This window comes from Shimia gijangensis (assembly GCF_900142085.1).
GTDB lineage: Bacteria > Pseudomonadota > Alphaproteobacteria > Rhodobacterales > Rhodobacteraceae > Shimia > Shimia gijangensis.
Genome location: NZ_FQZQ01000004.1, coordinates 76873 through 102340, shown reverse-complemented (window position 1 = coordinate 102340; position 25468 = coordinate 76873). Strand labels below are relative to the sequence as shown.

The window sequence follows — 25468 nt, the reverse complement described above, 5'->3', positions numbered from 1 at the left end:
CTGGATCGTTTAGGAGTGCGAAGTTTATCGCATCTTGTAAAGAAACTTGTACGCTCTAGCTCCGTCAGGTGTCGTGGCTCGCAAATGCGTCGGCATAACCAAACAGCGCGGGCTGGCCACCAGTGTGCCAAAACAACACCTTCTTGCCACGCAACTGGTTGGATCGTGCAATCAACACCGCCATGACTTTGCCCGTGTAGACCGGATCCAGAAACAGGCCTTCGGTTTTCGCCGTGCGGGCAATCGCCTCTTTCGTGGACGCAGACATCTGCCCGTACCCCGGAGCCAGCGCGATGTCATCTAGTCCGATATCTTTGGTTTCAACCGGATTGGGAAGACTCAACAGTTGTGCAAGATCGTCCAAGCGTTGTTGCACTCGACGGGCCTGAGACCCCGCCTCGCGACGCACACAGACACCGTTGACCGGTGTTTTGTCGCCGCCCAACCGTAGCCCCATCAACAATCCGCAATGGGTCAGCGCCGAGCCAGAGGCCACAAAAATCTCATCGAATTCTTCACCTTGTGTCAGCAGCTCCTGCGCCGCATCGACATACCCCAGCGCGCCTGTCGGTGGCTGATCTGCCGCCAAGGGCACAATGAATGGGATTTCCCCACGGGTTCGTAACTGTTGTGCTATCTCTCCCAAACGGGCATCTGCACCGGCTTCGTCTTCGCCGTCGGGATAGCTGTACAGCGTCGCCCCCATCAGCTGGTCCAGCAACACATTGCCATTGCTGCGATACAGCGCGCTTACACCCGGCACCCGTTCCTCCAACTGGATATGGCACCCCATCCCGAGCCGTGCAGCCATCGCGGCCGCCGCGCGCACGAAATTCGACTGTATCGCCCCGGTGATCAGAACCTGCGTGGCACCTTCTGCCACGGCCTTGCCCAGATAGAACTCTAACTGGCGGATTTTGTTGCCACCAAAGCCAATTCCGGTGCAGTCATCACGTTTGACCCACAGATCACAGCCCAAGTTTGCGCCCAGATTTTTCAACTGTTCTAGCGGTGTAGGCAGATGGCCCATCCGCGCCCTTGGAAACCTGGCGAGTATATCTGAAATCGTCATTCCTCAGTTGCGCGCTGAATACTCGTTTTTGTCAAGCCAGATTAAACTGATCGCCCCGCGGCGCGTCCCGAAAAGATACAGCCGCCCAGAAACGTCCCTTCAAGCGCATTGTAGCCGTGGTAGCCGCCACCGCCAAAACCCGCCACTTCTCCGGCGGCAAACAGCCCCTCAAAGGCCGAACCATCCGGGCGCAGAACCTGCCCGGTGACATCCGTGTGCAATCCGCCCAGAGATTTGCGGGTCAGAACGTTCAGACGCACGCCAATCAACGGGCCATTCGCAGGATCCAGAATGCGATGGGGTTTGGCTGTGCGGATCAACCTGTCTCCCCGATAGGCCCGCGCTCCACGAATGGCAGTCACCTGCGCATCTTTGGCAAAGGGGTTTTCGATCTGCGCATCGCGGGCCTCAATCTGGCGGCGAACTTTGGCGACATCCAAAGACACATCAGCCAAACCGTTCATGCCCGCCACCAGTTCTTCCAATGTTTCGGCGACGACAAAATCTTCGCCATGTTTCTTGAACGCCTCCACCGGGGCAGGGGCACCTTTCCCCATGATCCGCGCCTTCAAGACCGCTGACCATTTGCCGGACGTCAGGTCTGGATTTTGCTCGGACCCGGACAGGGCAAACTCTTTCTCGATGATCTTTTGGGTCAGGATGAACCAGCTATGCTCATGTCCTGTCGACAGGATGCGCTTCAACGTACCCAGCGTGTCAAACCCCGGCAGAAACGGCGCTTCCATACGCGCGCCAAGCGCATCAAACCACATAGACGATGGACCGGGCAAAATGCGAATGCCGTGATTGGGCCAGACCGGGTCCCAGTTGGCCAGACCTTCGGTATAGTGCCACATCCGATCGCCATTGATTAGCGCGGCCCCTGCCGCTTCAGTGACGCGTTGCATCTGGCCGTCGACATAGTCCGGAACCCCTGCCACCATGCGTTTCGGGGCAGGTCCAAGCCGATCCGTGGGCCAGTAACTGCGCACCATGTCATGATCACCGCCTATGCCGCCGGTTGTTACGATGACCGCGGGTGCGCGATGTTCGAAATCGCCCGATACCTCGCGATTGGTGGACTTGCCGCGTTCCGCGCCATCTGTGGCCAATACCTGACCGGACACGCCTACCACGGCGCCGTTTTCAACAATCAGGTTGGTCACGCGATGGCGAAACCCAAAGGTGAGATTGCCTTCATCTGCGGCTTTGCGCACCAATCTCTCAAAAGGGGCCACCGTGCCCGGCCCTGTGCCCCAGGTGATATGAAAGCGCGGCACTGAATTGCCGTGCCCATGCGCCTGCTCTCCTCCGCGTTCGGCCCAACCCACCACCGGGAACCAACGAAATCCACGTTCGGCAAGCCAGCCGCGCATCTCTCCGGCAGCGAAATCCAGATAGGCCTCGGCCACTTTGCGGGGATTGGCGTCTTCGGGGCGATCAAATTGGGCAGAGCCCATCCAGTCGTTTAACGCCAGATCCTGACTGTCCTTGATGCCCATGCGACGCTGTTCGGGTGTGTCGACCATGAACAAACCGCCCAGTGACCAAAACGCCTGCCCGCCCAAGGATTGCTCGCCCTCCTGATCCAAAAGCAAGACCTTGCGACCACGCGAAACGGCCTCACTTGCGGCCACAATACCGGCCAGCCCAGCCCCGATTACGATCACATCTGCCATAGCGCATCCTCCATTGGAGGAAGGCTAGCCAGACAGGTGAGTTTCGCCAATCAAAACCTGACGTAAAGCAAAAGCGCTCTGAAACAGGGACATTACCCGGTTGCCAGATGCCCCGCGAGGCCCAGCATGAACCCAGCCACAGCTCCAAAGGGTGGAAGCCAGCTGTGTTTCATCGGCACAGCCGGGGCCACATCCTGAAACAACAGATACAGAATGCCACCTGAGGAAAACATCATCACCGCCCCCAGAACGCCGGGAGAGTCAGCCAACACCAGCATGCCCAAGGCCGCCGCCGCCGGGCCAACAGGCACCATCAGCAAGAAAAGCCAAATGGCGCGACGCTGAGGCATACCGCTTTCCCGCATTTCGCGAAACGCGTTAAAGCCTTCCGGCAGGTTTTGCAGCCCAATAAGAACCGCCATCAAAACAGCCACAGCCCGATCCGCGGCCAGCAAAGCCCCAAGCGCCATGGCCTCGGGCAGGTAGTCCAGCAACATGGCAAGAAACTGCGCCGCATGGCTGCCGGTTTTTGCCAAAGCCCGGTCCACGATCAAAAACGCCAGGCCACCCAGCCCAAACCAGGCGACGGCCCAGAAAGGCGGCAACCGCTCAACACCCTCCGGCACCAGAACCAAAGCAATGGCGGAGATCAGAGCACCACCGCCGAACGCCGTAACGAAATGGCGCAGGCTTTGATCTGCGCCGTGCGGCACCCATTTTTCGGCAAAGGTCAGCGCAGCCCCGGCAGGCACCGAAAGCCCGGCCAGAGTGGCCAACACAAGTGCTGCCATCAGATCATCAGGGAAATGCATCATGTGTCCTGTTCTATGTTGGCTTTATCATCATCGGCCATGGCCCCACAGGTCAACAAAAAGGCCCGCCAAAAATGACGGGCCTTTTGAAATTCGTGTTGCTGATATCAGATGTTGCGTTCTACCAGCATCTTTTTGATCTGGCCGATGGCTTTCGCCGGGTTCAGACCTTTGGGACAGGTCTTGGCGCAGTTCATGATGGTGTGACACCGGTACAGTTTGAACGGGTCTTCGACACTGTCCAAACGCTCGCCTGTGGCTTCATCGCGACTGTCGATGATCCAACGATAGGCATGCAGCAAGGCGGCTGGCCCAAGATAGCGGTCGCCGTTCCACCAATAGCTGGGACAAGATGTCGAGCAGCTGGCGCACATCACGCATTCATACAGTCCATCCAGTTTCTTGCGGTCTTCGATTGACTGCTTCCACTCTTTGGCGGGGCGGTTGGTCTTGGTTTCCAACCACGGCATGATGCTGGCGTGCTGGGCATAGAAATGGGTCAGATCGGGGATCAAATCCTTGACCACTGGCATGTGTGGCAGCGGATAGATTTTCACGTCGCCTTTGACCTCGTCCAGCCCGTAGATACAGGCCAGCGTGTTGATCCCGTCAATGTTCATCGCGCAAGATCCACAGATGCCTTCGCGGCAAGACCGGCGGAAGGTCAGTGTCGGATCGACCTCGGTTTTGATCTTGATCAGCGCGTCCAAAATCATTGGCCCGCATTTGTCCATATCAAGGAAATAGGTGTCGACCGACGGGTTTTTCCCATCATCCGGGTTCCAGCGATAAATCTGGAACTTGCGGACATTGGTCGCGCCGTCTGGCTTTGGCCAAGTCTTGCCTGTGGTAATCTTAGAGTTCTTCGGGAGTGTAAATTCAACCATGGCTGACCTCTCGGTTTTGCGGGGCACGGTGGCGATTGAAATATGTCATGCGCTTTCCCATCGGGTAAAGAGCGCATCCTGATGACGTGGTCGGGGGTTTTTCCATGTCGTATTCGACACGGCCAGAACATCCCGATATTCAAGCCCGTGTTGGGCCAGGAAAGCAAAGATTTCACTCGGAGGGTTGATGCCCTCAAAGCGTTGCGTAAGCGATAGTTCAAGAATAACAAACTCGCAGGCATCCAACATGGCGGTTGCACCACGAAGAACCTGCATCTCGTGACCTTCGGTGTCGATTTTGAGACCAAAACGGCCCGTGTAATCTGCCGCGATATCATCCAGACGGCGGACCGGCACCTGACGTTCTTCAACCGAAAGGAAACGTTGTGACATCTTGTCAGTGCGCGTGGTCAGTGACGACATCGCCAGCCGCGTGCCGCGTTTGACTGTTGGGATGTTCAAAACCGCTTCACCCGGCGTCTCGCCCACTGCACAGCAGTGGAAATCGTGGCTGACAGCCAGGCCGGATTTGGCGATTGCGTCCCGGCTTTCGCTCAGAGGATCTATCAACACATGATGGGCGTCGGGATAGGCGTGATACAAATATCCGGTGCCATTTTCGACCCCGACATCAAACACAACATCGGGGCTGAATTCATACCCGCGCAGATACGGACTCGTGGTTTTGTGCGGAACCGCTTCAAGACGGTTCTGCTTCAAATCCTTGAGTGTGTCCTGCATCAGGTCAGTACGCATCAATGGCCTCTTAGAACGTCCGCGCTTTGGGCGCGATTTTCTTGAGGCTAATACCACCTTCGTCTTCCGTCGTCAGACGATCCACGATCACCGGACGATAGCTAAGGTCGACCTTGGCACCATCGACGTGGCTGACCGTGTGTACGCGCCAGTTTTCGTCGTCGCGCGTGGAATAATCCTCGTGGGCATGCGCCCCGCGGCTTTCCTTGCGCGCCTCGGCACCAACGATGGTCGCCATCGCATTCGGCATCAGATTGGTCAGTTCCAACGTTTCCATCAGATCCGAGTTCCACACAAGCGAGGTATCAGTGACATGCAGATCGTCGATCTTGCCAGCAATCACCGTCATCTTGTCGACACCCTCTTTCAGGGTTTTGTCGGTGCGGAACACCGCGGCATCTTCCTGCATGGTTTTTTGCATTTCCAGACGCAGTTCCGCAGTAGGCGTGCCACCTTTGGCATTGCGCAACCCGTCAAAGCGATCAAACGCGCCGTCGACTGATGCCTGATTCAGAACCGGGTTGTGAGCCTCAGCATCTACAACCTTGCCAGCACGGATCGCAGCGGCGCGACCAAACACAACAAGATCGATCAGCGAGTTTGAGCCAAGACGGTTCGCACCGTGTACAGACGCACAACCTGCTTCGCCCACAGCCATCAGGCCGGGTACAGTTGCTGTTGGGTCATCCGCGGTCGGGTTCAGAACTTCACCCCAATAGTTGGTCGGGATACCGCCCATGTTGTAGTGCACGGTCGGCAGAACCGGGATCGGCTCTTTGGTGACGTCGACACCGGCAAAAATCTTGGCGCTTTCTGAAATACCCGGCAAGCGTTCGGCCAGTGCCTCGGCAGGCAAATGGTTGAGGTTCAGGTGGATGTGATCCTTGCCGTCGCCAACACCGCGTCCTTCGCGGATTTCCATGGTCATCGAACGCGAAACATAGTCACGTGGGGCAAGGTCCTTGTACTGGGGCGCATACCGCTCCATGAACCGCTCACCTTCCGAGTTGGTGAGATAGCCACCTTCCCCGCGCGCACCTTCGGTGATCAGACAGCCGGAACCGTAGATGCCGGTCGGGTGGAATTGTACAAACTCCATGTCTTGCAGCGCAAGACCCGCCCGCGCCACCATGCCACCACCGTCACCGGTGCAGGTATGGGCCGATGTGGCCGAGAAATAGGCGCGGCCATAACCGCCGGTCGCCAGTACAACCATCTTGGCGTTGAAGACATGCATGGTGCCGTCGTCGAGCTTCCAGCAGACAACACCCTGACACTGACCGTCTTCCGACATGATCAGATCAATGGCGAAGTATTCGACGTAGAATTCGGCGTTGTTCTTCAGCGACTGACCATAGAGCGTATGCAGAATCGCGTGACCCGTCCGGTCGGCGGCGGCACAGGTACGTTGCACCGCGGGGCCTTCGCCAAATTCGGTCGTGTGACCACCAAAGGGGCGCTGATAAATCTTGCCCTCTTCGGTGCGCGAGAATGGCACGCCGTAGTGTTCCAGCTCGTAAACCGCCTTGGGCGCTTCGCGAGCGAGGTATTCCATCGCATCCGTGTCACCCAGCCAATCCGAGCCTTTGACGGTGTCATACATGTGCCACTGCCAGTGGTCGGGGCCCATGTTCGACAGCGACGCCGCGATACCGCCTTGGGCGGCAACCGTGTGCGAGCGTGTCGGGAAAACCTTGGTCACGCAAGCGGTGCGCAAACCCTGTTCCGCCATCCCAAGGGTGGCCCGCAGACCGGCGCCACCGGCGCCAACCACGACCACGTCATATTCGTGTGTTTCGTATTCGTAAGCAGCCATGTCTCAGCTCCAGAGCTTAAAGGGCGATGCGTGCCAGCGCGAACAGCCCGGTGGCTGCGGTGGCATAGGCGATGCAAGTGCAAATGATGATAAGCGACTTCTTAGGAAGTCCCCGCGTGTAGTCTGCGATCACCACCTGAATACCGTGGCGGAAATGGATCATCGCCACAGTAAGCGACATACCCGCAATAATCGCTGGGAATGGACGCTGGTAATAAGCGATCACTTCCTCATATGTGCCACCAAGTGCACAGCCAAAAGTAATCACAAACAGCGGTACTAGAACGGCAAGGCCCACGGCGCTGATTGCCTGACCCCAAAATACTTCGGTGCCGGTGTTCGATGCGCCACGATGTACAGCGCGTTTACGGTCGGTCAGAAAATTCATCTGAGCCTCCTTACAAAACCAAAGCGACAAGAACGGCGAGGATCACGGATCCAAAGATCACGCCCCATGCCATCTTTTCGGCAAATGCAACTTCAAAGCCACGCCCTGCGTCCCAGTACAGGTGACGCAGACCAGACAAGAAATGATAACAAACTGCCCAAAGCGCTGCGAACATAACCAGATCGCCAAACCACGAGGTCATCAGCCCGTTAACGAAATTGAAATACTCAGGCCCTGACGCAGCCGCCAAGAACCACCAGACGACCAGGATAGTCGCTCCAAGCAGGGCAACCCCCGTGATCCGGGCGAAGATAGATGTCACAGATGTCACCTGAGGGCGATAAACCTGCAAATGCGGTGAAAGCGGGCGATTGCCCCGGTTCACATCAGCCATTTTTTGAATCCTTTCGGTTTCTCTCTAGTCCTTACTAAAGGAATTTCGTCTCATGTCACTGTTGTGGCAGCGCTAAAGGCGCGGTTTTTTGGCGCAATTTCTGAAATTTTTCAGATTTTGTGATCACTGGGCAAAATTCGTGATCACAAACAACGAAACCATGGCTTTCGGCGGCGTAAAGTTCCCTTTGCGTCGCATGAGTCGGGAATTACGACATGTCCTGAGCGACGAGTGCCGGTGCATTTTTTGTGACCACGAGTTTCAAGATCAACGCGCAATCGTATGCCCGCTTACCCATTTCACACTATCGCCATATAATTCACTGGACCAAACGTGGCAGTCTGGCCGCTATAGACGTATCAAAGCGGCATCAAAGCCCAGTAATCAAGGTCAAGCAGCACATCCGGCAGATATTTACCGTCATCCCCACGCAGCTGGAATGGATCGCCACCTCTGGTCGCCACAAGACGCAAACGAATGGCACCAACGCCAGGCACATCTGTCTCAGCCTTGTCCAGAACCTCGGACCAGGCTTTGACCGTCAATCCCGAGAACGCAGGATTGGCATGTGCCCCCCCGTTCAGGCCCACGATCATTTGCGCATTGGCCAACCCATTGAACGACAAGGCACGCGCCAGCGAGATAATGTGACCGCCATAAATCAGACGTTGGCCGTCGGGACGGAAAGTGGCGTCAAAATGCACCTTGGCCGTGTTTTGCCAAATGCGTGTCGCCATCATGTGTTCCGCCTCTTCCAGCGTCACACCATCCACGTGGTCAATCGTTTCACCGACTTCATAGTCACCCCAGCGATGCGGCTCGCCCGCCAATGTGAAATCATAGTTGGTGAAATCAAGACCCTCAGGGATCACCAGATCGGCAGGGTCAATCACCTTGGACAACTCGGGCACGACGGCTTCGGGTGCTGGCGCATCCACATTGCCTTTGCGCACCATCACCCAACGGACATATTCCATCACGACCTCGTCGTTTTGGTTCATGCCCCGCGTACGCACATAGACCACCCCGGTTTTGCCGTTCGAGTTCTGTTTGAGACCAATAACTTCGGATGTCGACCGCAGCGTGTCGCCCTCATAGACAGGCTTCAACCAGCGCCCTTCGGCATAGCCAAGGTTGGCCACCGCATTCAGCGACACATCCGGAACAGTTTTGCCAAAGACCACGTGAAATGCCGCCAGATCATCGATTGGCGATTTCGGCAGACCGTTGGCCTGCGCAAAAGCGTCGGACGAGTACAAAGCATGACGCGCGGGATACAGCGCGTGATACAGCGCTCTTTCACCACCCGACACAGTGCGCGGCACTGCGTGTTCGATCACTTGGCCCATCGTATAGTCTTCGAAAAACCGGCCCGGATTGGTCTTGGCCATCTAGTGCTCTCCTAGTTTGGTGTCGGGGGTGTATGTGCCCTCGACCTCTTTTGTCACTGCCTGCCCACAGCGCATCACGCCGGTTTGCTGACAGAAAGTCTGGGTCGGGGAGCCATAAAGCTCCCAGCCCTTGTTCATTGCGTCCGTCACCTTGTGACAGAAGGCAGACGTGTCTTCTTCGCTGAGGAACCGATAGAGTTTCATCGCGTTACCCCGGGAAAACCGGATAGCCCAGCCAGTTGTGGACAAAAGCAATCACAACCAAAAGAACACCCGCGATAACTAACAGGCGGATATCGCCCACCAGCGTTCCCGGTTCGGGTTTTGTCCACTCGGGTTCGGCCCGGTTGATCAAAGGTACCTGAACAAAGGCCCACAGGAACAACCCACCAAACAGGATAACTGACGCCAGATCGCCGTTCACCAAAAGGTGGCCAAAGGCCCAGGCCCGCACACCGGCCAGCATCGGGTGGCGCATCGCTCCACGGAACCGGCTTTTGGAATTTCCCAAACCCAACAAAATGATCGCGATCAGCATCAGCAGGTTGTTGGCATGGATGCCCCAGGCTGGTGGATTATAAACATCGACATAGTCTGCACCACGATAGCCAATCACCATCAGCACCACACTGACCAAAATCAGCAACGCAATCAGACCTTTGCCCTTATCTCCCATGCTGGCCCGCGCGGTGGGCATCAGACGTTTATAGAAATGCGCCGCAATCCACAGCACGACCCCAAGAACCAAAAGTGTCATAGTATTTTCCCTGTTCTGTTCTGAGGGCCGGTTTAGCCGTCCAGCGCGGCAATTGCATCTGCTTTTGCAAGAATCTCTTTGGCGGTGACCACATGCAGGTTTTCCACAATCTTGCCGTCCACCACCGCGACGCCCTGACCTGCTGCCTCGGTCTCTTCAAAAGCGGCAATCTGACGGCGCGCCAGATCAATTTCATCATCGGTTGGAGCAAAGGATGCATTGGCCACATCAACCTGCGCCGGGTGAATCAACGTCTTGCCATCAAACCCCATATCGCGCCCCTGTTCACATTCGATTTTCAGACCTTCGTTATCCTTGAACGCATTATAAACGCCGTCGACGATCACGATTCCTTCGGCTTTGGCCGCCAGCAAACACAAAGACAATGACGTCAGCATCGGCAGGCGATCGGCGCGGTACCGGCACTGCAATTCTTTGGCCAGATCATTGGTTCCCATGACAAAACCCGTCAATTGGGCATGCGCCGCGATCTCATTTGCATTCATCATGCCGCGCGGCGTTTCCATCATCGCCCAGATTGGTTTGTCTCCGACCAAGGCCGCCAAGGCGTCTACTTGGGCTGCGCTTTCCACTTTGGGCAACAAAACCGCATCGCAATCCATCTCCGCAGCTGCTTTAGCGTCAGCTTCGCCCCATTGCGTATCCAAACCATTGATCCGTACAATCCGCATTCTGTTGCCATAGTCCCCGGCAGCAAGCGCGTCTTTCAAAGTGTTCCGGGCGTTTTCTTTCTCATCCACGGACACCGCATCTTCGAGATCGAAGATGATCGCATCAACCGGCAGCGTCTTGGCCTTTTCCAAAGCCCGCTCTTTCGAGCCAGGAATATATAATACCGAACGAAAGGGGCGTGCGCGCTGATCCATGAGTCTCTCCGTAATAAAGTTGCGGGAAAGTGCCCTGATTTTCGCAAAAAATTCAAGAGGAAATTGCTGCAGCGCAGAAGGACCTGCTTCGAACGCTGCATTAACGCGGTTTTGCCACCCCTTCAGGCAGGCTTTGCAAATGCGGGCATCAAAGCCTGCGGAAAGAGCAGAGCAATGAAAGATATGTTTTTGAAAGCAACCATGGGCTTGGGCCTATTGGTTTTGGCGGCAGATCAGGTCGCGGCGCAAAATCGCAATTGCGCCCCTCGTGATGTGGTATTGGAGCGATTGAGCAATGCTTACGGTGAAACCCGCCAGTCCATTGGTCTTGGTGCCAACAACGCGGTTGTCGAAGTATTTGCCAGCGAAACCGGCAGCTGGACAATCATAGTGACGTTTCCTGATGGCCCAACTTGTCTGGTCGCTTCGGGACTGGCATATGAGACTTTGGCAGAAGCCTTGCCCGTCAAAGGCGAAGATGCCTGACCACCACTGGTCTCAGGTTAGCGCGTCCCAAATCAGCTTAAGGCCCGTCACAAAAAGCATAGCATAAGTCAGCCCAAAGAACAGACGATCAGACACCATGTGATGGGCTTTGACTCCGAGCCAGGCGCCAGCCAACGCAAACGGCGCAAGCCACAGGTCTATTTTCAGCGTTTCAAGCGTGAACACACCCAAAAAAGTATATGGCACGGCCTTGGCGACGTTGATCGCCCAGAAGATTAGAACAGTGGTGGCTTGATAGGTCGTTTTGGAGAGGCCCCGAGACAGTAAATAGACCGCAACCGGGGGGCCGCCGGCATGGCTCACAAAGCTGGTGAACCCAGCCACCAGCCCGGCAATCCATCCGGCCCAAAGTGGCATTTCTCCACGCGGCGCAGAAAGCGGCCAAAGCCGATAGGCCACAAAGCCCAAGGCAACTGCGCCAATCAAAACCCGCAGCACGTCATCGTTGGCAACCGAAAAAAGAGCCGCCCCCAAAACCACACCGGGTATACCTGCCAGAATAAGAAGTCGCGCTTCGGGCCAACTCCAGCCACGCCAATAAGGTCGCAAGGTCGCCACGTCGATCAACATCAACAATGGCAACATGATCCCAAGGGCCTGAGCAGGCGGCAGGATCAATGCCAGAACTGCAGAACTGGCAAAGGCGGCTCCGGATCCGAAGCCGCCTTTTGATATACCAGCAAAAACCGTGGCTGCAGCCATCAGAAAATACAGCAACGTCAAATTAGCCATGCCGCGCGCCCGGATTAAGGGGCCAAAGACGATCAGGCTTCAACGGTTCTTACTTTTTCTTCAAAATCTTCTTGCGCTGGTCTTCGTATTCTTTTTCGTTCAGCAGACCTTTGGCATAGGCCACTTCCAGCGCCTCAAGCTCTTGGCCAACCGTGGTGGTCTGAACCTGATTGGTGGTGTTGCCACCATTGCCGCATGCCGAAACGGTCATGCCAACGATAGCCAATGCACATACAATTTTCGTGATCGATCTCATTAGAAGTATCCCTCAAACTTCGCGTTCCTAACTTTTTTAGTCCGGTCCGGCGCGCCCTGCAAGTCACTTAGGCCCTTAAAGTTCAACAAGTTTTCTATGCTTCTGGTTGTGGTGCATCCCTTCGCCGCGCCTGCGAACACTTGCGTCAGAGGCGATTCCCGCCTAAGCCAGCGGCGAAAATCCAACCGAACCGGAGACTCTTCCTATGGCCAGACCCAAGATTGCCCTCATCGGCGCAGGTAATATCGGCGGCACGCTCGCTCACCTCGCTGCTATCAAAGAACTGGGTGACGTTGTTCTTTTCGATATCGCTGACGGCCTGCCTCAGGGCAAAGCCCTCGACATCGCCGAATCCGGCCCAGTCGAGAAAATCGACGCCGCAATGTCTGGCGCCAGCGACTATGCCGCGATCGCCGGTGCTGACGTCTGCATCGTGACCGCAGGTGTGGCACGTAAACCCGGCATGAGCCGTGATGACCTTCTGGGCATCAACCTGAAAGTTATGAAGTCTGTTGGCGAAGGCATTGCTGCCCACGCGCCAGACGCATTTGTCATCTGCATCACCAACCCGCTTGATGCGATGGTCTGGGCCCTGCAAAAATTCTCGGGCCTGCCAACCAACAAGGTTTGCGGCATGGCTGGCGTTCTGGACTCGGCACGCTTCCGTCACTTCCTTGCCGAAGAATTCAACGTCTCAATGCGCGACGTCACCGCCTTTGTTCTGGGTGGCCACGGCGACACAATGGTACCTTCGGTACGCTATTCGACTGTTGGCGGCATCCCATTGCCTGACCTGATCGACATGGGCTGGACCACCCAAGAGAAACTGGACGCAATGGTTCAGCGCACCCGTGACGGTGGCGCCGAAATCGTTGGTCTGTTGAAAACCGGTTCGGCCTTCTACGCACCTGCTGCCTCGGCAATTGAGATGGCCGAAGCTTTCCTCAAGGACCAAAAGCGCGTTCTGCCATGTGCCGCCTACTGTGATGGCGACCTTGGCGTGAAGGACATGTATGTGGGCGTTCCCACCATCATCGGTGCCGGTGGTGTTGAGAAAGTCATCAACATCAAGCTCAACAAAGAAGAGCAAGACGGCTTCAACACCTCTGTCAAAGCGGTTCAGGGCCTGATGGAAGCTTGTAAAGGTATCGACGGCTCCTTGAGCTAATGACAAACGGTTTCGTATTTGCCGTAACAGGGCCAGACTACACCAGTCTGGTCCGACAAGCCGCAGCCACAGTTGCCGAGCACCATCCGAACATTCCGATCGACCTATTCACAGATCAGGACTGTACGGACCCTGTTTTTTCTCAAATCACACCTCTCAACGCGCCCGCTACACGGCCCCGGTTCGAAGCCTTGTTGCGATCACGTTTCGACAAAACGATCTGCCTGGACGCCGACCTCTTTGTCATCGCTCCGATCGCTGATATCTTTGACGTGCTTGGTCACTTCGATCTAGCGGCGGCTCATGACCAACGGCTCAACGTCGCCTCTCACACTTTGCGTCAGCACAGCAAACCCATTCCCGCAGCCTTTCCGCAGTACAACAGCGGCGTTCTGGGCATTCGAAAATCCGACAGAGCGGATCGTTTCATATACCGTTGGAAAGAAGAGTTTGAGAATTCCCCATCCATCATCGACCAGCCCATACTGCGTGAATTGCTATTTGATAGCGATTTGCGCATCGCAACGCTGCCTCCGCAATACAATGTTATTGATGCAGACCTTATCCGCAGTCTGGACAGCCGCACGATGGCACCAAGGATCATCCACAGCTCTCGCTTACACTTAATGCGACTGAACTCCGGTCAGGAATTTCAAACTCTGGCGGAATTGGTGGGGCCTGATTTTGAACAGCACCTGCAAGAATGGCTTTTGCGCGACAAAACCCTGAATTCCAACCGCCCTGCCACAAGAACCGAGCCATTTTGCGACAAATTCCCCGGCATTCCGGTCCATGCCGATGCAAAAGCCTTTGCAGGCAAAGCAAGTTGGAAACAAACACTGCTAACATGGCTCGGGAGAATCGCCAGTTTTGGCAGGCAATGAAGAGATGCATTTGAATGCATTAATTTTGTGATCACACCCATCTTACCTGTGATCACAAATGGAAAAAAATTCACTAAAACACCAAAAACCCCTTAAAAACTCAGGAACCTTGTGCCTATATCGCAGCAATCGTAGCAAGATGGGACAGTTCCATGAACATCCACGAATACCAAGCGAAGGCTTTGCTTCGCTCCTACGGCGCCCCGGTTTCTGAAGGACGTGCTGTCCTTAAGGCCGAAGACGCTAAAACCGCAGCCGGTGAGATGGACGGCCCGCTTTGGGTTGTCAAAGCTCAGATCCACGCAGGTGGTCGCGGCAAAGGGTCTTTCAAAGAAGCTGACGCTGGCGAAAAAGGCGGTGTCCGCCTTGCCAAATCGGTGGAAGAAGCCGCTGAAGAAGCCAAAAAGATGCTGGGCCGCACCCTTGTGACCCACCAGACTGGCCCGGCTGGCAAACAAGTGAACCGCATCTACATCGAAGACGGTTCCGACATTGAAAACGAATTGTACCTCGCACTGCTGGTCGATCGCCAGACATCGCGCATTTCGTTCGTCTGTTCGACCGAAGGCGGCATGGACATTGAAGAGGTCGCCGCGTCGACCCCTGAAAAGATCCTGTCCTTCTCAGTTGATCCTGCAACCGGCTACCAGGCTTTCCACGGCCGCCGCATTGCATTCTCGCTCGGCCTTAAGGGCGCGCAGGTCAAACAATGTGTGGCTCTGATGGGCAACCTCTACCGTGCTTTCGTCGAGAAAGACATGGAGATGCTCGAGATCAACCCGCTGATCGTTCTCGACGGCACCGGCGATCTCAAAGTGCTCGACGCCAAGGTCAGCTTTGATGGCAACGCCATGTATCGCCACCCTGACATTGCAGAACTGCGTGACGAGACCGAAGAAGACAGCAAAGAGCTGGAAGCGTCCAAATACGACCTGAACTACATCGCTCTGGACGGTGAAATCGGCTGTATGGTGAACGGTGCGGGCCTCGCGATGGCCACCATGGACATCATCAAACTCTACGGTGCTGAACCTGCCAACTTCCTCGACGTCGGTGGCGGCGCCACCAAAGAGAAAGTGACAGAAGCGTTCAAGATCATCACCTCTGACCCACAGGTCAAAGGCATTCTGGTGAACATCTTTGGCGGCATCATGCGCTGTGACGTCATCGCCGAAGGCGTTGTCGCTGCGGTGAAAGAGGTTGGCCTGCAGGTTCCGCTGGTTGTGCGCCTCGAAGGGACCAACGTCGAAGCCGGCAAAGACATCATCAACAACTCAGACGTTGATGTGATCGCTGCTGACAACCTGTCCGACGGTGCAGAAAAAATCGTGAAAGCGGTGAAAGGTTAAGACCCATGGCAATTCTTGTTGATGAAAACACAAAAGTAATCTGTCAGGGCTTTACCGGCTCGCAGGGCACTTTCCACTCTGAACAGGCCATCGCGTATGGCACCAAAATGGTTGGCGGCGTGACCCCCGGCAAAGGTGGTGTTGACCACCTCGGCCTGCCCGTCTTTGACTCGGTGCACGAAGCCATGGCCAAAACCGAAGCCAACGCTTCTGTGATCTATGTGCCTCCTCCCTTCGCCGCGGATTCGATCCTCGAAGCGATTGATGCGAACATGGAACTGATCGTTTGTATCACAGAAGGCATCCCGGTGCTGGACATGATGCGCGTTCAGCGTGCCTTGGAAGGCTCGTCAAGCCGTCTGATCGGACCAAACTGTCCCGGCGTTATCACGCCAGACGCCTGCAAAATCGGCATCATGCCCGGCCACATCCACAAACGTGGGTCAGTCGGTGTTGTGTCGCGCTCAGGTACCCTGACGTATGAAGCCGTCAAGCAGACTGCAGACATCGGCCTTGGCCAGTCGACCGCCGTCGGCATTGGTGGTGACCCCATCAAGGGCACCGAGCATATCGACATCCTCGACATGTTCCTCTCGGATGACGAAACCCAATCGATGATCATGATCGGTGAGATCGGTGGTTCCGCAGAAGAAGAAGCCGCCGAATTCCTCGCCAACGAGCGCAAGAAAGGCCGCTGGAAGCCGACCGCTGGCTTCATCGCTGGCCGCACAGCACCTCCCGGCCGCCGCATGGGCCACGCCGGTGCCATCGTTGCCGGGGGTAAAGGTGGTGCAGAAGACAAAATCGAAGCCATGAAAGAGGCCGGTATCGTTGTTGCTGACAGCCCTGCTGGTCTCGGCGAAGCCGTGCTTAAGGCAATCGGCTAAGCATGCCAATCCGTCCGGCATATGCACTTAGGGCAACGCCTGACCCTGGGGGGGTGCAAAGCGCCCTCCCGTGGGGAGGGCCGGGCGCCGCCCGGCGTTGCCGCCGGGCGTTTCATCCAAAGAGCTTTTTCCGAGCTTTAAGAACATCTGTGGTGCTGGCCACGCTATCCACGCAGGCTCTGGCGGGGCTTTCGACTGACACAATGAAAGTGTGCGAAAAGGCCAAAGCCTATGGTCCAGCGCTTTTCGAGTCACTGGAAAGCGTCGGCTGGAACACACTTGAGAAAAAGCATTGGAAGCGCTTCGAACGTCGTTCTGTTGATGGCTTTGGGCTCCTGTACGTGGGGCACGGAACGGAACCCCTTGACTGGACAGAAGTCAAAAAACGCGGCCAAAGCTACACAAGCGCAGTCAAGAAATGGATTTCGTCGACCGACAAGGCAATGGCTTTTGTTGACTCGGACAATCCCGAGGCGGTTCTTGTTGTTCTCAACATGACCAAGGGCAACCAGCAGGGTTTTGAATGCGTTTACGCTGGACCAAGTGATAAGAAGACCGATGCGAAAATTGACAAGCTCGTAAGGAGCTTTAATCGCAAGGGCATAAAACAAGCAAACTCCGAAGCGCATATTGCCTATGGCGAGTATAGCTCAGCGCTCGGCACACCTCCGAAACGCGCAAGAATGGCCGTCCAGGTTGCGCGTTATCTGGAACCCATGAATGAAATCTGGGGAAGACCTGCCCGGGTCGAAACCGCCTTTTTTGTTCAAAAGCAAACCAAGAAGTGAGGCTTCGCAAAATGACCGACCAAAGCCCCAACGACCAATTCCACGCCTCTTCCTTTATGCAGGGGCACAATGCGGAGTACCTCGAACAGATGTATGCCCGCTTTGCCAATGACCCCAATGCGGTCGATGAAGCATGGCAGGATTTTTTCCGCCAGCTGGGCGACGCCGAACTGGACGTCAAAGCCGAAGCCTCCGGCCCCTCATGGGCGCGTGGTGACTGGCCTCCACAGCCCAGCGATGATCTGACAGGTGCGTTGACGGGCGAATGGGCGGAACCTGCCGAGATCAAAGGCGCAGGCGACAAGATCAAAGCCAAGGCAGCCGCCAAAGGCGTTGAGGTCTCCGACGATCAGATCAAGCGCGCCGTTCTGGATTCGATCCGCGCGTTGATGATTATCCGCGCCTACCGTATTCGCGGCCATCTGGTGGCCGATCTTGATCCCCTGGGCATGCGATCAACTGCGATCAGCCCCGAACTGGATCCGAAATCTTATGGCTTTTCCGACGCCGACATGGACCGCCCGATCTTTATCGACAAGGTTCTGGGGCTGGATATTGCCTCGATGCGTCAGATTATCGACATCGTGAAACGCACCTATTGCGGCACTTTTGCGCTGCAATACATGCACATCTCGAACCCCGCTGAGGCCGGTTGGCTGAAAGAACGGATCGAGGGTCTGGGCAAAGAAATTCAGTTCACCCGCGAAGGGCGCAAAGCCATCCTGAACAAGATGGTAGAGGCTGAAGGCTTTGAGAAATTCCTGCACGTCAAATACATGGGCACCAAGCGATTTGGTCTGGATGGCGGCGAAAGCCTGATCCCCGCGATGGAGCAGATCATCAAGCGTGGCGGCAGCCTTGGTCTCAAAGAAATTGTTATCGGCATGCCGCACCGTGGCCGCCTGTCGGTTCTGGCCAACGTGATGCAAAAACCCTACCGCGCGATCTTTAACGAATTTCAGGGTGGCTCTTTCAAACCCGAAGACGTCGATGGTTCGGGCGATGTGAAATACCACCTTGGGGCATCGTCAGACCGCGCGTTTGACAATAACAATGTGCACCTGTCACTGACCGCCAACCCCTCGCACCTTGAGGCGGTGAACCCGGTTGTGTTGGGCAAAGTGCGCGCCAAGCAGGATCAGCTGAACGATCACGACCGCACCCAAGTGATGCCCATCCTTCTGCACGGCGATGCGGCCTTTGCCGGTCAGGGCGTTGTGGCCGAATGTTTTGCGCTTTCAGGTCTGCGTGGCCACAAGGCAGGCGGCACCATGCATATCGTGGTGAACAACCAGATTGGCTTTACCACGGCGCCGCACTTCTCGCGCTCATCGCCTTATCCCACCGATAACGCATTGGTGGTTGAAGCCCCGATATTCCACGTGAACGGCGATGACCCCGAGGCTGTTGTCCACGCCGCCAAGGTCGCGACCGAGTTCCGCCAGAAGTTCCACAAAGACGTGGTTCTGGATATCTTCTGCTATCGCCGCTTTGGTCACAACGAGGGCGACGAGCCCATGTTCACCAACCCGGTGATGTACAAAAAGATCAAAAGCCACAAAACCACCCTGTCGCTTTACACCGAACGCCTTGTCAAAGACGGTCTGATCCCCGAAGGCGAGATCGAAGACATGAAGGCGGCGTTCCAGGCCAAGCTGAACGACGAATTTGAAGTCGGCAAAGACTATAAACCCAACAAAGCCGACTGGCTGGATGGGCGCTGGTCCAGCATGAACCGCGAAGACGGTGTGTATCAGCGCGGCCAGACGTCAATCAAGGAAGAGACCTTCAAAGAGGTTGGCCGCTCGCTGGCCAGCGTGCCAGAAGGCTATCCAATCCACAAAACGATCGGCCGCTTGCTGGACAGCAAAGCCAAGATGTTTGAGACCGGAAAAGGCATCGACTGGGCCACCGCCGAAGCCTTGGCCTATGGCTCTTTGTTGACCGAAGGTTTCCCCGTGCGCCTTGCAGGTCAGGATGCAACCCGAGGCACGTTTTCGCAACGCCACTCAGGCATCGTCAATCAGGACACCGAAGAGCGGTATTATCCGCTGAACAACATCCGCTCGGGTCAGGCACACTATGACGTCATCGACTCAGCCCTGTCTGAATACGCGGTGCTGGGCTTTGAATATGGCTATTCGCTGGCGGAACCTGACACGCTGACCCTTTGGGAAGCACAGTTTGGTGACTTTGCCAACGGCGCCCAGATCATGTTCGATCAGTTCATTTCATCCGGCGAAGCCAAATGGCTGCGGATGTCGGGCCTCGTCGTGCTCTTGCCCCATGGCTTTGAGGGCCAGGGGCCCGAGCACTCCTCGGCCCGTCTGGAACGCTTTTTGCAGATGTGTGGCGGTGACAATTGGATCGTTGCCAACTGTACGACACCGGCGAACTACTTCCACATCCTGCGTCGTCAGATCCACCGCAGCTTCCGCAAGCCGCTGATCCTGATGACGCCGAAATCGCTCTTGCGTCACAAGCTTTGCATTTCCGAGGCCGAAGAGTTTGTGACCGGCTCGTCCTTCCACCGCGTTCTCTGGGACGATGCGCAAAAGGGCAACTCGGACACCAAACTCAAGACCGATGACAAGATCAAGCGAGTCGTTCTGTGTTCGGGCAAGGTCTACTATGACCTGCTTGAAGAACGCGACAACCGCGGCATCGACGATGTCTACCTGATGCGGATCGAACAGTTCTATCCCTTCCCGGCGCATTCGCTCATCAAAGAGCTTGAGCGCTTCAAAGGGGCCGAAATGGTCTGGTGTCAGGAAGAACCCAAGAACCAGGGCGCATGGTCGTTTATCGAACCCAATATCGAATGGGCCCTGACTCGTATTAAAGCCAAACACACCCGTCCGGTCTACGCAGGTCGCCCCGCATCGGCGTCGCCCGCAACCGGCCTGGCAAGCCAACACAAAGCACAACAAGAGGCGCTGGTGAATGCCGCGCTGAGCATGGAAGGAAACTGAACCATGACCGAAGTCCGCGTCCCCACCCTAGGCGAGAGCGTCACCGAGGCCACTGTGGCCACCTGGTTCAAGAAACCGGGCGATGCCGTTGCCGTTGATGAAATGCTCTGCGAGCTGGAAACCGACAAGGTCACCGTCGAAGTGCCCGCCCCTTCTGCCGGTGTTATGGGCGACATCGTCGCCGCCGAAGGCGACACCGTTGGCGTCAACGCCCTTCTGGCCAATATCGTCGCGGGTGACGCCGCCGCCGCCGCACCTGCCCCTGCTGCCGAGGCCGCACCAGCTGCTGCATCCGGTGGTAGCGTCGACGTCATGGTGCCCACCCTTGGCGAATCCGTGACCGAGGCCACCGTGTCGTCATGGTTCAAGGCCGTCGGCGACACCGTCAAACAAGACGAAATGCTGTGCGAGCTGGAAACTGACAAAGTGTCCGTCGAAGTGCCCGCTCCGACCTCTGGCGTTCTGACCGAAATCACTGCCGCCGAAGGCGCCACAGTGGATGCGTCGGCCAAACTGGCCGTAATTTCAGCTTCCGGTGTTGTGGCTTCGACTCCTGCCGCCGTTGCCGCTGCCCCTGCGCCTGCGTCAAACAAAGACGTCGAAAACGCGCCTTCTGCGAACAAACTGATGGCCGAAAAAGGCATCGACCCGACGTCTGTCCAAGGATCAGGTCGTGATGGGCGCATCATGAAAGAAGACGTGGCAGGCGCCGCCGCTCCTGTAGCCGCTGCCGTTGCCGCCGTCGCCCCTGCTGTTGCACCTGCCGCGGCTCCGCGCGCGCCCGTGTCCACCGATGACGCCGCCCGCGAAGAGCGCGTGAAAATGACCCGTCTACGCCAGACCATCGCGCGCCGCCTGAAAGACAGCCAGAACACCGCTGCCATGCTGACCACCTATAACGAGGTCGACATGGGTGAGGTCATGGCCCTGCGCAATCAGTACAAAGACCAGTTCGAGAAAAAGCACGGCGTGCGTCTGGGCTTTATGTCCTTCTTCACCAAGGCCTGCTGCCACGCGCTGCGCGAAGTCCCCGAGGTCAACGCCGAGATCGATGGCACCGATATCGTCTACAAGAACTTTGTGCACATGGGCGTTGCCGCCGGCACACCAACCGGCCTTGTGGTGCCCGTGATCCGCGATGCAGATGCGATGTCGTTCGCCGAGATCGAAAAAGCGATTGCCGAAAAAGGCCGCCGTGCCCGTGACGGCAAACTGTCGATGGCTGAAATGCAGGGCGGCACGTTCACGCTGTCTAATGGCGGCGTCTACGGCTCGCTGATGTCCTCGCCGATCCTGAACCCCCCGCAATCGGGTATCCTCGGGATGCACAAGATTCAGGACCGCCCGATGGCGATCAACGGCGAAGTTGTTATCCGCCCGATGATGTACCTCGCGCTGAGTTACGACCACCGCATCGTCGACGGCAAAGGCGCGGTCACCTTCCTCGTCCGCGTCAAAGAAGCGCTCGAAGATCCGCGCCGCTTGTTGATGGATCTGTAATGTCAGAAGACGAGCTTGAACACATGATGCTCTGCGCCCTCGCAGAGCATCATCGCACCTATCGGTGTTCTGAGTGGCGATATATTAGAGCATTCAAAGAGAAGAAGCCTGTTCAAAAGCAGTTGCTAGATTCCCTTCTCCGTGAGTTCTCTGTTGCAAGAACGATAAATTCTAAAACTAAAGAAAACGTTCGAGAAAACTGTCACTCGTGGGCTGAAAAGATTCCAACCAATTGCAATGAACCTGGTTGGAAACAAGTGCTTGAGCGAGCTAAAAAACAAGGTGTCCAGTTCCGCAAAAAAACTAAATCCGGTAGCCAGTCGGAAACCTTCTTCGTGTCCGGTATGACGAAAGTCATGTGGTTTGCAACCCAGTATCAGTGGCCGATGTTTGACACATACACAGCTAGGGCGCTCGGTATACCTCAGGGAAAACCCGCATTGGAGCGAGCGAGGCTATTTTATAAGAGCCTTGAAGTACGGGAATATTCTAAAACGCATCAGGCTATCCAGTCTAAGTGCAATTCTATAGGTGAATGGGCCAAAGCAGAACGCGTTATGGACAAATTCTTGATGTATCAGGGCTCAAAAAACCTCGCTTCCAACTCTGTCAGCCAAACGATTTCTGACTCCAAAGACTACCTTGCACTGTTACCCAAAGAAGAGGCCAACACACTAGTGCGCACTGCTCAAGAAATATCCAATCAGGAAGAAGTGAAACAATTCTTGAGAATATGAACTCTGTCAGTTTCGTCCAAAGAATCCGAGCCAGACTTGTATCTAGACGCTTGAACAAGCACCGACCCAATACCGACGCACACCAACGTCGAAAAACAAAGGAACCTGACCCATGTCCCAATATGACGTCATCATCATCGGCGCAGGCCCCGGCGGCTATGTGTCGGCCATTCGCTGCGCCCAGCTGGGCCTCAAAACCGCAGTAGTTGAGGGTCGCGAAACCCTTGGCGGCACCTGCCTGAACGTGGGTTGTATCCCCTCCAAGGCCCTGCTGCATGCCAGCCATATGTTGCACGAGGCCGAGCACAACTTTGCTGACATGGGTCTCAAGGGCAAAAGCCCTTCGGTCGACTGGAAGCAGATGAAATCCTACAAGGATGACGTCATCGGTCAGAACACAGGCGGCATCGAGTTTCTGTTCAAAAAGAACAAAGTCACGTGGATCAAAGGCTACGGCAGCATCGAAGCACCCGGCAAAGTCAAGGTCGGCGACACCACCTATGACACCAAAAACATCGTGATCGCCTCGGGCTCGGTGCCCTCCTCGCTTCCGGGTGTTGAGGTCGACAACGCCCAGGGTGTCGTCGTGGACTCCACCGGCGCACTGGACCTGCCCAAAGTGCCCAAGAAAATGGTCGTGATCGGCGCTGGCGTCATTGGTCTGGAACTCGGCTCGGTGTATGCGCGACTGGGGTCCGAAGTGACCGTGGTCGAGTACATGGACGCCGTCTGCCCCGGCATGGACGCTGACGTGCAGCGCGGCTTTAAACGCATCCTTGAAAAGCAGGGCCTCACCTTTGTAATGGGCGCGGCCGTGTCCGGCGTGGACGCCACAAAAACCAAGGCCAAAGTCAAATACGCCACTAAAAAAGCCCCGGACGATGAGCAGGTAATCGACGCCGACGTCGTGCTCGTCGCCACTGGCCGCAAGCCATACTCCGAGGGCCTTGGCCTTGATGCCGCTGGCATCAAAATGACCGAACGCGGCCAGATCGCCACGGATGACCAATGGCGCACCAACATCCCCGGCATTTTTGCCATCGGCGACGTGATCGAAGGCCCGATGCTGGCCCACAAAGCCGAAGACGAAGGCATGGCCGTCGCCGAAGTGATCGCGGGCAAACATGGCCACGTGAACTACGGCGTGATTCCCGGCGTGGTCTATACCACGCCCGAGGTCGCCACCGTGGGTCAAACCGAAGCCGCCCTCAAGGCCGAAGGCCGCAAGCTGAAGATCGGCAAGTTCATGTTCATGGGCAACGCCCGCGCCAAAGCCGTGCATCAGGCCGAAGGTGGATTTGTGAAGATCATCACCGACAAGGAAACGGACCGCGTTCTGGGGGCTGCAATCATCGGCCCGGCAGCGGGCGACATGATCCACGAGCTTTGTGTGGCCATGGAATTTGGTGCCTCAGCGCAGGACATTGCGCTCACCTGTCACGCCCACCCGACCTATTCGGAAGCGGTGCGAGAAGCCGCGCTTGCCTGTGGCGACGGCGCGATCCACAGCTGACCTACCATAAAGGGGCACCTCGCACGGGTGCCCCTTTGTAAATTGCGGTATGTCTCAACGGCTGACGGCATTTGCGCCTGTCCGAACTGCAATCTTGCCGAGACGAGCCGTGATACCTCGGGCAGATTTTTTCAGAGGCGCCAGCGCCTGAAGTACACGCCACCGGCGCGCGTCTTTTTCCATTTCCAAACGCTCGGCTTTTTTCTCACGATACCGCTGTTTTGTAAGCTCGTGCCGCTGCGGCGCGACTCCGCCGGGCAGATCGTTTTGCATTGTATTCTGTGCAAGCAATTGTGACTGATATTCTCCGTACATGACTGTCTCCGGGTTTGCGTTACTCTGTGGAACCAGCTTACGGATTTTGGATTTTGGCAGAATATTGTATCATTGAACGATACCATTCCAAAAACCGGATCAATCGAGATGGACAAACTTCAGGCAATCCGGGTGTTCAAATCCGTTGTCGAAACGGGTGGCTTTGCGGCGGCAGCCCGTGCTCTCAACTCATCTCCGCCTTCGGTGAGCCGCCTGATTTCTGAGCTGGAGAGCGATCTCGGCGTGCGTCTTTTTCAGCGGTCCACCAGGAAAGTGGGGCTGACAGAAGAGGGCGAGATTTTTCTGCTGCGTGGCGTCGCTCTGCTTGACGAGCTGGACACGGTCAGTGACGAGTTGCGCCAGAGACAACACCATCCGCGAGGGCGACTTCGGATCAGCAGTGTGGTGGCATTTGGCCAGGAAAGAATTGCACCGGTTGTTCCGGGGTTTCTCGCCAAGTATCCAGGGGTCGAAGTTGATCTGGAAATCTCCAACCGCACCGTCGACCTGGTTCAAGAGCATTTTGACCTGGCGATACGCATAGGGGGCGACGACGGGTTGGTCTCATCCGGGCTAAAGGCCCGGAAAATATTTTCGCAAAAGCTGATGTTCGTCGCCACCCCGGGATATATCGAAATCCACGGGGATCCTGCGGATATCGACGATCTGGCCAATCACCGACTGGTCAAACAAATCAGTGGCAACTGGGGGCGGGTGAACACCCTGTCTCACGCCGGAGAGACATTCGAATTCACTTTACCGGATGCCTTTGTGGTCAACTCGCCCAATGCGGCCAGAAACGCCATCCTGTCCGGAAGAGTCATCGGATTGATCGCCGATTATCTGGTCGAAGACATGCTGACCGACGGCCGGTTGGTACGAGTGCTGCCGGACTATGAAACAATGCCGCAATCGATTTTTGCCGTGTTCGTTCATCGCAGTTACATGCCCGCAAAAGTGCGTTCTTTCATTGAACATTTGTCCGAAAACCTGCGGCAGACTACTGAATAGATCAGCGTTT

26 protein-coding genes are annotated in these 25468 nt (G+C 56.2%); 11 read left to right on the top strand and 15 right to left on the bottom strand.

Annotation, left to right across the window (positions count from 1 at the left end):
• Positions 1 to 64: 64 nt before the first annotated feature.
• The 12 genes from BUC32_RS04980 to BUC32_RS04925 form a co-directional block, all read right to left on the bottom strand.
• Complete coding sequence (locus BUC32_RS04980; protein WP_245815133.1) at positions 65 to 1030, bottom strand: D-cysteine desulfhydrase family protein; 966 nt, start codon at positions 1028 to 1030, stop codon at positions 65 to 67.
• Between the two features lie 83 nt (positions 1031 to 1113).
• The gene (locus tag BUC32_RS04975; protein ID WP_073250117.1) at positions 1114 to 2751 is read right to left on the bottom strand and encodes an FAD-binding dehydrogenase; all 1638 of its coding nucleotides are present in this window, start codon (positions 2749 to 2751) and stop codon (positions 1114 to 1116) included.
• A gap of 92 nt (positions 2752 to 2843) precedes the next feature.
• Positions 2844 to 3566, bottom strand: a complete 723-nt coding sequence (locus tag BUC32_RS04970) for a ZIP family metal transporter (protein WP_073250114.1) — start codon at positions 3564 to 3566, stop codon at positions 2844 to 2846.
• 104 nt (positions 3567 to 3670) lie between these two features.
• Positions 3671 to 4450 carry a succinate dehydrogenase iron-sulfur subunit gene (locus BUC32_RS04965; protein ID WP_073250111.1) on the bottom strand — a complete coding sequence of 260 codons (780 nt, stop codon included), beginning with the start codon at positions 4448 to 4450 and terminating at the stop codon, positions 3671 to 3673.
• A 45-nt stretch (positions 4451 to 4495) separates the two neighbouring features.
• Positions 4496 to 5206 (bottom strand): FkbM family methyltransferase, encoded by a 711-nt coding sequence (locus BUC32_RS04960; protein WP_083599250.1) that lies wholly within the window; start codon positions 5204 to 5206, stop codon positions 4496 to 4498.
• A gap of 10 nt (positions 5207 to 5216) precedes the next feature.
• Positions 5217 to 7022, bottom strand: a complete 1806-nt coding sequence (gene sdhA, locus BUC32_RS04955; protein ID WP_073250105.1) for a succinate dehydrogenase flavoprotein subunit — start codon at positions 7020 to 7022, stop codon at positions 5217 to 5219.
• A gap of 16 nt (positions 7023 to 7038) precedes the next feature.
• Positions 7039 to 7410 carry a succinate dehydrogenase, hydrophobic membrane anchor protein gene (gene sdhD, locus BUC32_RS04950; RefSeq protein WP_073250103.1) on the bottom strand — a complete coding sequence of 124 codons (372 nt, stop codon included), beginning with the start codon at positions 7408 to 7410 and terminating at the stop codon, positions 7039 to 7041.
• Between the two features lie 10 nt (positions 7411 to 7420).
• Positions 7421 to 7804 (bottom strand): succinate dehydrogenase, cytochrome b556 subunit, encoded by a 384-nt coding sequence (gene sdhC, locus BUC32_RS04945; RefSeq protein WP_073250100.1) that lies wholly within the window; start codon positions 7802 to 7804, stop codon positions 7421 to 7423.
• Positions 7805 to 8163: 359 nt separating this feature from the next.
• Positions 8164 to 9195 carry a MaoC family dehydratase gene (locus tag BUC32_RS04940; protein ID WP_073250097.1) on the bottom strand — a complete coding sequence of 344 codons (1032 nt, stop codon included), beginning with the start codon at positions 9193 to 9195 and terminating at the stop codon, positions 8164 to 8166.
• Positions 9196 to 9399 carry a DUF1737 domain-containing protein gene (locus BUC32_RS04935; RefSeq protein ID WP_073250094.1) on the bottom strand — a complete coding sequence of 68 codons (204 nt, stop codon included), beginning with the start codon at positions 9397 to 9399 and terminating at the stop codon, positions 9196 to 9198.
• 4 nt (positions 9400 to 9403) lie between these two features.
• Complete coding sequence (locus tag BUC32_RS04930) at positions 9404 to 9952, bottom strand: NnrU family protein (protein WP_073250091.1); 549 nt, start codon at positions 9950 to 9952, stop codon at positions 9404 to 9406.
• Positions 9953 to 9984: 32 nt separating this feature from the next.
• Positions 9985 to 10839 (bottom strand): HpcH/HpaI aldolase/citrate lyase family protein, encoded by an 855-nt coding sequence (locus BUC32_RS04925; protein ID WP_073250088.1) that lies wholly within the window; start codon positions 10837 to 10839, stop codon positions 9985 to 9987.
• A gap of 174 nt (positions 10840 to 11013) precedes the next feature.
• On the opposite strand from BUC32_RS04925, the gene BUC32_RS04920 reads away from it, so the two are divergent.
• Positions 11014 to 11325, top strand: coding sequence for a hypothetical protein (locus BUC32_RS04920; protein ID WP_073250086.1), 312 nt, complete (start codon positions 11014 to 11016; stop codon positions 11323 to 11325).
• Positions 11326 to 11337: 12 nt separating this feature from the next.
• Here the strand turns inward: BUC32_RS04920 and BUC32_RS04915 are convergent, their stop codons facing one another.
• Positions 11338 to 12078: a sulfite exporter TauE/SafE family protein gene (locus BUC32_RS04915; protein ID WP_073250084.1), complete on the bottom strand. Its 741-nt coding sequence runs from the start codon at positions 12076 to 12078 to the stop codon at positions 11338 to 11340.
• Positions 12079 to 12127: 49 nt separating this feature from the next.
• Positions 12128 to 12334, bottom strand: coding sequence for an SHOCT domain-containing protein (locus BUC32_RS04910; RefSeq protein ID WP_073250081.1), 207 nt, complete (start codon positions 12332 to 12334; stop codon positions 12128 to 12130).
• Positions 12335 to 12539: 205 nt separating this feature from the next.
• Between BUC32_RS04910 and mdh the strand changes: the two genes are divergently transcribed.
• The 9 genes from mdh to lpdA all read left to right on the top strand — a co-directional run bounded on the left by mdh (position 12540) and on the right by lpdA (position 24132).
• Positions 12540 to 13502 (top strand): malate dehydrogenase, encoded by a 963-nt coding sequence (mdh, locus tag BUC32_RS04905; RefSeq protein WP_073250078.1) that lies wholly within the window; start codon positions 12540 to 12542, stop codon positions 13500 to 13502.
• Positions 13502 to 14386 carry a glycosyltransferase family protein gene (locus BUC32_RS04900; RefSeq protein ID WP_073250075.1) on the top strand — a complete coding sequence of 295 codons (885 nt, stop codon included), beginning with the start codon at positions 13502 to 13504 and terminating at the stop codon, positions 14384 to 14386. The genes mdh and BUC32_RS04900 overlap by 1 nt, the downstream gene beginning before the upstream one ends.
• Positions 14387 to 14538: 152 nt before the next feature.
• Positions 14539 to 15735 carry an ADP-forming succinate--CoA ligase subunit beta gene (sucC, locus tag BUC32_RS04895; protein ID WP_073250072.1) on the top strand — a complete coding sequence of 399 codons (1197 nt, stop codon included), beginning with the start codon at positions 14539 to 14541 and terminating at the stop codon, positions 15733 to 15735.
• Positions 15736 to 15740: 5 nt separating this feature from the next.
• The gene (gene sucD / locus BUC32_RS04890) at positions 15741 to 16622 is read left to right on the top strand and encodes a succinate--CoA ligase subunit alpha (protein WP_073250069.1); all 882 of its coding nucleotides are present in this window, start codon (positions 15741 to 15743) and stop codon (positions 16620 to 16622) included.
• 152 nt (positions 16623 to 16774) lie between these two features.
• A complete protein-coding gene (locus BUC32_RS04885) occupies positions 16775 to 17410 on the top strand; it encodes a hypothetical protein (protein ID WP_139280639.1) in 636 nt (211 codons plus the stop codon).
• 11 nt (positions 17411 to 17421) lie between these two features.
• Positions 17422 to 20382, top strand: coding sequence for a 2-oxoglutarate dehydrogenase E1 component (locus BUC32_RS04880; protein WP_073250063.1), 2961 nt, complete (start codon positions 17422 to 17424; stop codon positions 20380 to 20382).
• A 3-nt stretch (positions 20383 to 20385) separates the two neighbouring features.
• Positions 20386 to 21882 carry a 2-oxoglutarate dehydrogenase complex dihydrolipoyllysine-residue succinyltransferase gene (odhB, locus tag BUC32_RS04875; protein ID WP_073250060.1) on the top strand — a complete coding sequence of 499 codons (1497 nt, stop codon included), beginning with the start codon at positions 20386 to 20388 and terminating at the stop codon, positions 21880 to 21882.
• Positions 21882 to 22619: a hypothetical protein gene (locus BUC32_RS04870; RefSeq protein WP_073250057.1), complete on the top strand. Its 738-nt coding sequence runs from the start codon at positions 21882 to 21884 to the stop codon at positions 22617 to 22619. Before odhB ends, BUC32_RS04870 begins: the two co-directional genes overlap by 1 nt.
• Before the next feature lie 112 nt (positions 22620 to 22731).
• On the top strand, positions 22732 to 24132 hold the full coding sequence (gene lpdA, locus BUC32_RS04865) for a dihydrolipoyl dehydrogenase (RefSeq protein ID WP_073250054.1): 1401 nt from the start codon (positions 22732 to 22734) through the stop codon (positions 24130 to 24132).
• Positions 24133 to 24186: 54 nt separating this feature from the next.
• Here the strand turns inward: lpdA and BUC32_RS04860 are convergent, their stop codons facing one another.
• A complete protein-coding gene (locus tag BUC32_RS04860; protein ID WP_139280638.1) occupies positions 24187 to 24447 on the bottom strand; it encodes a hypothetical protein in 261 nt (86 codons plus the stop codon).
• 72 nt (positions 24448 to 24519) lie between these two features.
• Here BUC32_RS04860 and BUC32_RS04855 point away from each other — a divergent pair, with 72 nt between their 5' ends.
• Positions 24520 to 25458: a LysR family transcriptional regulator gene (locus BUC32_RS04855; protein ID WP_073250048.1), complete on the top strand. Its 939-nt coding sequence runs from the start codon at positions 24520 to 24522 to the stop codon at positions 25456 to 25458.
• Positions 25459 to 25468: the final 10 nt, after the last annotated feature.